The sequence below is a fragment of the Micromonospora sp. DT178 genome (assembly GCF_049841695.1).
Lineage (GTDB): Bacteria > Actinomycetota > Actinomycetes > Mycobacteriales > Micromonosporaceae > Micromonospora.
The window spans coordinates 337,051-346,121 of sequence record NZ_JBNCKV010000007.1 but is presented as its reverse complement, the minus strand read 5'-3'; the positions used below and the strand labels follow the sequence as shown (position 1 = coordinate 346,121).

The 9,071-nt window shown below is 74.3% G+C and carries 7 protein-coding genes, 1 tRNA gene and 1 pseudogene; 2 read left to right on the top strand and 7 right to left on the bottom strand.

Annotated features, from left to right (window positions below; all coding sequences use genetic code 11):
- Positions 1 to 150: pseudogene (locus ACLQ22_RS16470) on the top strand (C39 family peptidase); the annotation flags it as partial.
- Positions 151 to 252: 102 nt separating this feature from the next.
- Here ACLQ22_RS16470 and ACLQ22_RS16465 read toward each other — a convergent pair.
- From ACLQ22_RS16465 to ACLQ22_RS16455, 3 genes are all read right to left on the bottom strand, one after another.
- Complete coding sequence (locus ACLQ22_RS16465) at positions 253 to 918, bottom strand: hypothetical protein (protein ID WP_425693045.1); 666 nt, start codon at positions 916 to 918, stop codon at positions 253 to 255.
- 137 nt (positions 919 to 1,055) lie between these two features.
- Entirely contained in the window at positions 1,056 to 2,198 is a 1,143-nt protein-coding gene (locus ACLQ22_RS16460) for a snapalysin family zinc-dependent metalloprotease (protein ID WP_425693061.1), read from the bottom strand.
- A 329-nt stretch (positions 2,199 to 2,527) separates the two neighbouring features.
- Positions 2,528 to 3,007 carry a hypothetical protein gene (locus ACLQ22_RS16455; protein ID WP_425693044.1) on the bottom strand — a complete coding sequence of 160 codons (480 nt, stop codon included), beginning with the start codon at positions 3,005 to 3,007 and terminating at the stop codon, positions 2,528 to 2,530.
- 204 nt (positions 3,008 to 3,211) lie between these two features.
- Here ACLQ22_RS16455 and ACLQ22_RS16450 point away from each other — a divergent pair, with 204 nt between their 5' ends.
- On the top strand, positions 3,212 to 4,417 hold the full coding sequence (locus ACLQ22_RS16450; protein ID WP_425693043.1) for a chitosanase: 1,206 nt from the start codon (positions 3,212 to 3,214) through the stop codon (positions 4,415 to 4,417).
- Between the two features lie 10 nt (positions 4,418 to 4,427).
- Here the strand turns inward: ACLQ22_RS16450 and abc-f are convergent, their stop codons facing one another.
- The 4 genes from abc-f to ACLQ22_RS16430 all read right to left on the bottom strand — a co-directional run bounded on the left by abc-f (position 4,428) and on the right by ACLQ22_RS16430 (position 9,031).
- Positions 4,428 to 6,077 carry a ribosomal protection-like ABC-F family protein gene (gene abc-f, locus ACLQ22_RS16445; protein ID WP_425693042.1) on the bottom strand — a complete coding sequence of 550 codons (1,650 nt, stop codon included), beginning with the start codon at positions 6,075 to 6,077 and terminating at the stop codon, positions 4,428 to 4,430.
- 223 nt (positions 6,078 to 6,300) lie between these two features.
- Positions 6,301 to 7,392 carry an SRPBCC family protein gene (locus ACLQ22_RS16440; protein WP_425693041.1) on the bottom strand — a complete coding sequence of 364 codons (1,092 nt, stop codon included), beginning with the start codon at positions 7,390 to 7,392 and terminating at the stop codon, positions 6,301 to 6,303.
- A 128-nt stretch (positions 7,393 to 7,520) separates the two neighbouring features.
- On the bottom strand, positions 7,521 to 8,720 hold the full coding sequence (locus tag ACLQ22_RS16435) for an RtcB family protein (RefSeq protein ID WP_366643347.1): 1,200 nt from the start codon (positions 8,718 to 8,720) through the stop codon (positions 7,521 to 7,523).
- A gap of 238 nt (positions 8,721 to 8,958) precedes the next feature.
- A tRNA-Pro gene (locus ACLQ22_RS16430) sits at positions 8,959 to 9,031 on the bottom strand.
- Between the last annotated feature and the right edge of the window lie 40 nt (positions 9,032 to 9,071).

The window sequence follows — 9,071 nt, the reverse complement described above, 5'->3', positions numbered from 1 at the left end:
GAGGGCGGGCACTACATCAGCGTCGTCGGCTACCGCGACAACGGCAACACCGTGACGATCGCCGACTCGGCCAACCCCGACCAGGCCTCCTACCGGATGAGCGTCGACAACCTGGCCGACTGGATCGCCACCCGCGGCTACACCGCCTGACCGACGACAACACCCACACGAAGACGACAAGGGCCGGACCCCGCACAGGGTCCGGCCCTTTCGTCATGCCCGGGGCTGGCCCGCCCCTGCCGCCCGCCCCGCTCAGGACCGGCGGTTGCGCTCCTGACTGAGCCGCTCGTCGAGCCGGCCGAGTTCGTAGATCGCGTTCAGTTCGGTGGGCAGGTGGGTCACGTTGTCGACCACGGGTTCGTCGTCCGGATCGGGGTCGGGGGCGGTGACGGGGGCGGGGACCGGTGGGCCGGCCGGGCCGGCCGGGCCGGTAGCCGCGGCGGCGGGCCGGCGCCGCCGGTGCAGGACGAACAGCACCGGCACCGCCAATCCAGCCAGCACCAGGCCGTAGACCAGCCACCGGTCCGATCCCCCGTCGTCCTCGCGCGGTGGGGCCGCGACCGTCGAGGGAGCCTCGGAGACGGGGGCCCGCCCGGGCGGCGCGTCGGCCTCGCGTTCGGCCGGTCGCCCGGCAGGCCGGTCGCCGGCGGGTGCGGGCGCGGACGCGTCCCCGGGGCTGGGCGCGGGCGCGGACCGGCCTGGTGCCGCCGGGCCGGCCGGGGACGGGGCGGGGGCCGCCGAGCTGGACGGCGCGGGTGTCGGGGAGGTGCCCGGGGTGGCCTTGCCGCCCCCCTGGAGCAGGTCGTCGACGACCCGCCCGACTCCGTCGAGCAGGTCACCGACCGGCCCGCCGGAGGCCGTCGGCATCGGCGCGGGAGCGAGCGCCAGGGTCAGGGCGAGCGCGGCCGCGACACGCATGGTTCACCTCGGAAGGGGTCGATGTGCCAGGCACCGTACCGCACTCCGGGTGCTCGCCGCGTGACGCCCCGGCGGCACGGCCGGGGCGACGACGCACGGGGGACGCCGCACGCGGCGTCCCCCGTACCGGGGTGGGGTCAGACCGGCAGGCCGCCGACCTGGGTGTTGATCCAGGTGCGGATGGACGGCAGGTCCACGTAGATGGACGGGCCGGTGGCGCAGGTGGAGTTGTTGTTGCCGGCCCGGCTGGTGGCGCCGATCAGGGCCCACGCCCCGTTGATCCGGCGCACCTGCGGGCCGCCCGAGTCGCCGTAGCAGGCGCCCGCGTTGCCGTTGGTGTTGTTGGTGCAGATCTCGTACGGGCCGTTGATGCCGAGGCAGCGGCTGTCCGCGACGATCGAGGTGTCCAGCTCGTGCGCGACGGTGGGGGCGCTGCCGCAGCCCCGGGGGGCACAGGTCTGACCCCAGCCGATGATCCGGGTGGCGGTGCCGACCGCGCCGGAGGTGCTCGGGATCGGCGCCGGGGCGTAGCTGACCGAGCTGCCGAGCTGGAGCAGCTTCACGTCGACGCTCGGGTGGCTGACCGCCCGGATCACCGAGACGACGGTGCCGCCGCTGGTGCGGTTGATGCTGCCGACCCGCACCGAGGAGGGCGTGCCGCAGTGCTTGGCGGTGACCGCCCAGTTGGCCTTGATCAGGGTGCCGGTGCAGCCGGAGACGTACACCATCCACGGGTAGTTCTCGCTCGCCGGCCGGCCGTTGACCACCTGCGGCGAGATGTCGTCGGTGTCGTTCCACGTGAAGGTGCCGGTGGGCGCCTCCGCGGCGGCGAGACCACCGGCGAAGAGCTGGTTCACCCGCGACGCCTCGGCGGCGCTCGGGTACGCGTTGGTGCAGGAGACCGGCGCGCTGCTGCCCGACATCAGGTCGGAGCAGAGCCCGGTACGCCGGTCGGGCAGGCCGAGGATGTGGCCGAGCTCGTGGGTGGCGATGCGGGTGCGGTTGTACCCCTGGTTGACGGCGGTCCAGCCCATCCAGACCCGCCCGGCGCCGAGGCTGGTGACCTGGGCGCGCGGCCAGCCGCTGTCGACGTAGATGGTGACGTTGCCCGGCGTACGGGCGACCAGCTGGACGTTGCTGACCTGGCTGTTCCAGATGGCGGCGGCCTGGTCGAAGTTGGTGCGGAACTCGCCGGCGCGGCTCGCGTCGTAGTAGACGGTCCGGGCGGCGGACGCGCCCGGGTCGGCGGCGGACGCGCTCGTGCCGGTGGCGACCTGCATTCCGGTTGCGGCCAGCACCGCCGCCAGCGCGGCGGTCGCCGCGTGCAGCAGTTGTCGTCGGAACATACACGCACTCCCTGAGGTTGTCCGGCGGCGTGCCACCGCCAGTCATCGATGTACGTGAATGCTAGAGCGAGGGTCGCCGATATGCGGCATAACGGAATCGTCATACCGGCAACACCGCCGCGCGCCGCACGGACCGGATCGGCGCGCGGCCGCGAGCGGCGTGCCGGCCGCCGGGAAGACCGCCTCCGTCCCCTCGGCGCCACCCGCTCGTCAGCCGACCGGGCCGGGCGGCGCCCCGAGCGGATCGACCCCGGCGCCGGCGCTCATCCGGCCGACGACGCGGCGGTCCGCTCCGACGAACGGGCGGCCCGGCGGACATCGCCGGCCGCCAACGCGAACAGCGCGAGTGCGCCGGCGAGGGCCGCGTCCACCCCGATCACGAATCCGCGCTCCGAGCCGGCCGGCGCCACGGCGACACCGGCGGCAAGCGCCACCGCCGCCGCGAGCGCCATGCCCAGGCGGGCCGACGCCTCCCACCGCACGGCCCACCGGTTCCCCGGCGACCGCCCGGAGGTGAGGCCCGCGCGCAGTCGCCACGCGGCGGCGGCGATGAGCGACGCACCGAGCGCACCGGCAGCCCCGATCACCAGCCACGGCACGGCGAACGGCCCCGCCCGCCCGGCGGGCGACGACACGCCGCCCGCCGCGAGCAGCGCGAACCCGACCGAGAGCGCGACATGGACGAGGATCACCCGCGACAGGCGACGCCGCAGCTCACTCAACTCGGTGACGGGTATCGACACTGCTGCCTCCCCTGCTCGGGTCCACCCCCGCATCGTGCCACGTCGCGCGCCACCCACCCAGGGGTGACCCGCCCCGACGTTTGACAGCCAATCGACGCGCTGCTATTTGTTAATACAGTTTCCTGAAGCTCGTGATGGCCGTCCGGCCGTCCCACGGGGCCCACCGACCGAGGCGGCGCGCCGCCATCCCACCCGAGGAGCGCCATGCCTCGCAAGCGGACAGTCGCCCAGCTCTCGGGGGCCCTCGCCGTCACCGTCGCCGCGATCGGCTACGGCCTGCCCTCGGCCAGCGCCGCGGCGGCCGGGCCGGTCACGGGCCTCGGCGGCAAGTGCGTCGACGTCGCCGGGGCCAACCCGGCCAACGGCACGCCGATCCAGCTCTGGGACTGCAACGGCACCGCGGCCCAGGTCTGGACGGTCGGCAACGCCGACGGATCGGTCCGCGCGCTCGGCAAGTGCCTGGACGTCACCGCCGCGTCGACCGCCGACGGCGCCAAGGTGCAGCTGTACGACTGCAACGGCACCGGCGCACAGAAGTGGACCGCCGGCAACGGCACGCTGGTCAACACCGGCTCGGGCAAGTGCCTCGACGTCACGGACTGGAGCACGGCCAACGGCGCCCGGTTGCAGATCTGGAGCTGCGCCGGCACCGCCAACCAGCGGTGGACCCTGCCCGGCGGCGGCGCCACGCCCACCCCGTCCGCCCCGGCCGGCGCTCCCCTCGACGACCCGGCCAAGAAGGACGTCGCCATGCAGCTCGTGTCGGCGGCGGAGAACTCCTCGCTCGACTGGCGCGCGCAGTTCTCCTACATCGAGGACATCGGCGACGGGCGGGGCTACACCGCCGGCATCATCGGCTTCTGCTCCGGCACCGGCGACATGCTCGAACTGGTGGAGGCGTACACGCGGACCAAGCCCGGCAACGTGTTGGCCGGCTACCTGCCGGCGCTGCGCGCCGTCAACGGCAGCGACTCGCACGCCGGCCTCGACCCGTACTTCCCCCGCGACTGGCGCACCGCCGCCGCCGACCCGGTGTTCCGGGCCGCGCAGGAGGCCGAGCGGGACCGCGTCTACTTCAACCCGTCCGTCCGCGACGGCAAGGCCGACGGGGTACGGGCGCTCGGGCAGTTCGCCTACTACGACGCGGCCGTGATGCACGGTTACGAGGGCATGCGCGCGATCCGCAGCCGCGCCCTGGCCCGGGCGAAGCCCCCGGCCCAGGGCGGCGACGAGCGGACCTGGCTGCACGCCTTCCTCGACGAGCGGGTCGCCGAGATGAGGAAGGAACCCGCCCACTCGGACACCTCCCGCGTGGACACCGCGCAGCGGGTCTTCCTCAACAACGGCAACTTCAACCTGAACACGCCGCTGGTGTTCGCCGTCTACGGCGACCAGTACCGCATCGGCTGACGTCCCCCGGTCACGACTCCGACGCGACGCCGGCGGGGGCGCCGGTCTCCCGCAGCCGGCCGTCGGCGAGCCGCAGCCAGCGGTCCACGCCGATCGCCGCGAGGAACCGTTCGTCGTGGCTGATCACGACGAACGCGCCCTCGTACGCGTCGAGCGCGCTCTCCAACTGGCCGACGCTGACCAGGTCCAGGTTGTTGGTCGGCTCGTCGAGCAGGAGCAACTGCGGTGCCGGTTCGGCGAACAGCACGCAGGCCAGGGTGGCGCGGAGCCGCTCGCCGCCGGAGAGCGCCCCGACCGGAAGGTGGGCGCGGGAGCCCCGGAACAGGAAGCGGGCGAGCAGGGTCATCCGCTGCGCCTCCGGCATCGCGGGCGCGTACGCGGCCAGGCTCTCCGCCACCGTGCGGTCGAGGTCCAGCAGGTCCAGCCGCTGGGACAGGTACGCGATTCGGCCGTCGGCCCGCCTGGTCCGACCGCCCTCCGGCTGCACGTCGCCGCTGACCAGGCGCAGCAGGGTGGACTTGCCGGCGCCGTTCGGGCCGGTGAGCGCGATGCGCTCGGGCCCCCGGATCGTGAGGTCCACGCCGTCACCGGCGAACAGGGCACGCTCGCCGTAGCGGACCTGCATCGCCTCGCCGTGGAAGACCGTGCGACCGGCCGGAAGGTTGGTGCCGGGCAACTCCAGCGTGATGCGCTGCTCCTCGCGCAGGGCCCGGCCCGCCTCGTCGAGCCGGGCCTTGGCGTCGCCGACCCGCGCGGCGTGCGTCTCGTTCGACCGGCCCGCCGACTCCTGGGCGCCCCGCTTCATCGTGCCGGCGAAGATCTTCGGCAGGCCGGCGCTCTTCAGGTTGCGGGCGGCGTTGCCGGCCCGGCGCTCGGCCCGCTCGCGCGCCTGCTGCATCTCCCGCTTCTCCCGCTTGACCTCCTGCTCGGCGTGGCGGACGTTCTTCTCCGCGACCTCCCGCTCGGCGCGCACCGCCTCCTCGTACGCGGTGTAGTTGCCGCCGTAGGAGCGGACCTCGCTCCGGTCGAGTTCGAGGATGCGGTCCATCCGGTCCAGCAGCGCCCGGTCGTGGCTGACCAGCAGCAGGCAACCGCTCCAGTCCTCCAGCACGGCGTGCAGCTTGCGGCGGGCGTCGAGGTCCAGGTTGTTGGTGGGCTCGTCGAGGAGCAGGACGTCGGGTCGCCGCAGCAGTTGCGCCGCCAAGCCGAGGGAGACGACCTGACCGCCGCTGAGGGTGTGCAGGGGCCGGCCGAGGGAGACGTCGTCGAGGCCGAGCCGGTCCAGTTGGGCGCGGGTGCGTTCCTCGATGTCCCAGTCGTTGCCGATCGTGGTGAAGTGCTTCTCGTCGGCGTCCCCGGACTCGATGGCGTGCAGCGCCCCGAGCACCGGCGCGATCCCCATGACCTCGGCCACGGTCAGGTCGCCGGCCAGCGGAAGGCTCTGCGGCAGGTAGCCGAGCAGCCCGTCGACGGTCACGGAGCCGCCGGTGGGCCGGTGCTCGCCGGCGATCAGCTTGAGCAGCGTGGTCTTGCCGGCGCCGTTCGGCGCGACGAGGCCGGTGCGGCCGGCGCCCACGGTGAAGGACAGGCCCTCGAAGACCGGGGTGTCGTCCGGCCAGGAGAAGGAGAGGCGGGAACAGATGATGAACGCATCGGACATGCGGAGACCCTTGGTGTGACGTGGGCGCGCGGGGCGCCCTGGGGACGGGGTTCGGGAACGACGGCCCGCGGCCACGGCGGCGGTCGAACGCCTGCCGCTGGCCGGGCACTTCCGGTGTCACCCGGAGATGTCGTCGTCACCCGCCACGTCTGGTCTCCCTGTCCCGATCACTCGCGCCCATCCTAACAGCGCGGGCCCGGTGCCACGGGCACCCGCGACGGCGTCAGAGACCCGCGCACGGGTCGTCGCCCAGCGAGCAGTCCTCGGGCGCCCTGGTGAGCTGGTCGACGTCGCGCACGGCGAACGTGAAGGTCCGCGAGCGACCGGCCGGCACGGGCGGCCCGGTGAAGGTGACGACCTGCCCGTCCCGCCGCCAGTCCGCCCCGCTGACGTCGGTCAGAGTGCCGCCCTCGGCCAGCGTGACGACCACCGCCCAGCCGTTCACCACCGTGCTGCCGGGATTGTCGACGACCACCTCACCGGTGTAGCCGAGCAGCCGCGTCGACACGGTCTCGTAGCGGGCGGTCATGGCGGGGGCCGACGGCGCGTTCGAGGTGGGCGTACGCGAGGGCGTCGTCGAGGGGCTCGCCGACGGCGTCCGGCTCGGGCGGGACGGGGTCGGCGTGGCGCTGCGCGTGGGGCGGGCCGACGGGGTCGCCCGCGGCGTACGACTCGGCGTGGCCGCGGCGGTCGGCGACGGCGTCGCGACCGGGCCGGCGACCGGGTCCGGCTCGGCGGGCAGGACCGCCCACACCGCCGCCCCGGCGACCAGCGCGACGCCGGCCAGCCCCGCGACCAGCAGCGGCCGGCGGCGGCCGGCCGGTGCCGGCTCGTCGCCGACCACCTCGGCCACCGGCATCTCGGCGGTCATCCCGGCCTCACCCCGACGCAGGTCGACCTGCCGGAAGGCCAGCCAGTCGAGGATCGCCGGCAGGCGTCCCGTCAACGCCTGTTGGTAGGACTCCTCGCGATGCTCGCGCTGCTCCTCGCTCCAACTGCCGTGCTCCAGCACCTCGCGGACCGACAGCCGGCACCCCTCGGCGGTGGGGGCGACGGCACAGGCCAGCCGGCTGCGCCGGCCGCCCTCGAGGCACCGCAACGCGATCAGCTCCGGCTCCCGCCGGTCGGTCACCTCCGCGTCGACGGCGGCGTCGAACCCGGGCAGGCCGGCGGTGAACAGCAGCAGCCGGCCGCGCGACCCGGCCATCGGCTCGACCTCGGTGAACCACCGGGCGAGCAGAGCGCGATCCGTCAATGCGTGCCACACCCGGTCCGCCGGGTGGAACAGGTCGACCTGCACGTCGATCTCGATCACGGCGAGACTCTACGGGTATCGATCGCGGCCCGACCCGGACGGGGGGATCCCCACCGGGCGTGGTCGGCATCCCACGGGCCTTCGGGGTGTGCGACCGGCGCCCTCCCCTCCCGGGCGCCGGTCGGCGGTCATCCCTTCACGCAGACCACCTGCTTGAGGTGCGCCACCACCTCGACCAGGTCCTCCTGCTGCGCCATCACCTGGGTGATGTCCTTGTACGCCCCCGGGATCTCGTCGACCACCCCGGCGTCCTTGCGGCACTCCACGCCGGCGGTCTGCGCGGCCAGGTCGGCGGTGCTGTACGTCCGCTTCGCCTGCGCCCGCGACATCCGCCGTCCCGCCCCGTGGGAGGCGGAGCAGTACGCGTCCGGGTTCCCCTTGCCCCGCACGACGTACGAGCCGGTGCCCATCGATCCCGGGATGATGCCCAGGTCCCCCCGACCGGCCCGGATCGCCCCCTTGCGGGTGACCAGCACGTCGACGCCGTCGTAGCTCTCCTCCGCCACGTAGTTGTGGTGGCAGCTGATCGGCTCGTCGTAGCCGACGTGCGGGAACTGCTCCCGTACCACCCCGCAGAGCAGGGCGAGCATGACCGCCCGGTTGCGCCGCGCGTACTCCTGCGCCCACCACAGGTCCCGGCGGTAGGCGTCCATCTCCGGCGTGCCGGCGAGGAACACCGCGAGGTCGCGGTCGGGCAGGTCGGTGTTGTGCGGCAGCCGCCGGGCGACCGCGATGTGCCGCTCCGCCAGCTCCTTGCCGATGTTGCGGGAGCCGGAGTGCAGCATCAGCCACACCCGTCCCTCGTCGGCGCCGCCCTGCTCCAGGCAGACCTCGATGAAGTGGTTGCCGCCGCCGAGCGTGCCCATCTGCCGCTGGGCCCGCGTCTCCAACTGCGCCACCCGCCGGTCGAGGTCGGCGAACCGGCGCCAGAAGTCGTCCCAGCCGGCCTGCTCCAGGCCACGGACCCGGCGCGGGTCGACCGGCTTCTCCCGCTGGTTGAACCCGACCGGGATCGTGGCCTCGATCGCCGAGCGCAGCCCCGCCAGGTCGTCCGGGAGGTCGGCGGCGGTCAGCGAGGTGCGCACCGCGGACATGCCGCAGCCGATGTCGACGCCGACCGCCGCCGGCGAGACGGCCTGCCGCATCGCGATGACCGAGCCGACCGTGGCGCCCTTGCCGAAGTGCACGTCGGGCATGACAGCGACGCCCTGCACCCACGGGAGCGCGCCGATGTTGCGCAGTTGCTGGGCGGCCTGCGGCTCGATGCCGTACGGGTCGGTCCAGACCCGGACCGGCGCGCGGGTGCCCGCGAGCGGGGTGTAGCTCATCGTCGTCTCCTCGTGTCGTCGGCTGGTCGCCACCATGGGGCGGGACCGGAAGGCATCGACGACCGCCCGGGAATCGAACCCGGAGGGAGTGGCCTGCACGGCCTCTCCGCGCCCAGCGCGCGGCCGGCCCGCCGGGCGGGGCCCGACGGGTGCAGCGGTGGGCCGGTCGGGCACCGGGTGAGCCTCCCGGTGCTCCGACGGCCCGTGTCAGGGCAGGGCCGAACGCCCTGCCCTGCCGTCCGGGACCGGGGAATCGAACCCCGTGTCTCTCGCGCCCAAGGCGAGCGGGTCAGCCAGCTCCCTCGTCCCGGTGACGGTCGTGCTCCCGGTCGGCCCGTGGCGGGGCGACCG

Excerpts from the sequence above, each read along its gene's own strand:
- abc-f (WP_425693042.1), bottom strand. The coding sequence starts at position 6,077 with ATGTCCGATGCGTTCATCATCTGTTCCCGCCTCTCCTTCTCCTGGCCG.
- ACLQ22_RS16450 (WP_425693043.1), top strand. The coding sequence starts at position 3,212 with ATGCCTCGCAAGCGGACAGTCGCCCAGCTCTCGGGGGCCCTCGCCGTC.
- ACLQ22_RS16465 (WP_425693045.1), bottom strand. The coding sequence starts at position 918 with ATGCGTGTCGCGGCCGCGCTCGCCCTGACCCTGGCGCTCGCTCCCGCG.
- ACLQ22_RS16460 (WP_425693061.1), bottom strand. The coding sequence starts at position 2,198 with ATGCAGGTCGCCACCGGCACGAGCGCGTCCGCCGCCGACCCGGGCGCG.
- ACLQ22_RS16435 (WP_366643347.1), bottom strand. The coding sequence starts at position 8,720 with ATGAGCTACACCCCGCTCGCGGGCACCCGCGCGCCGGTCCGGGTCTGG.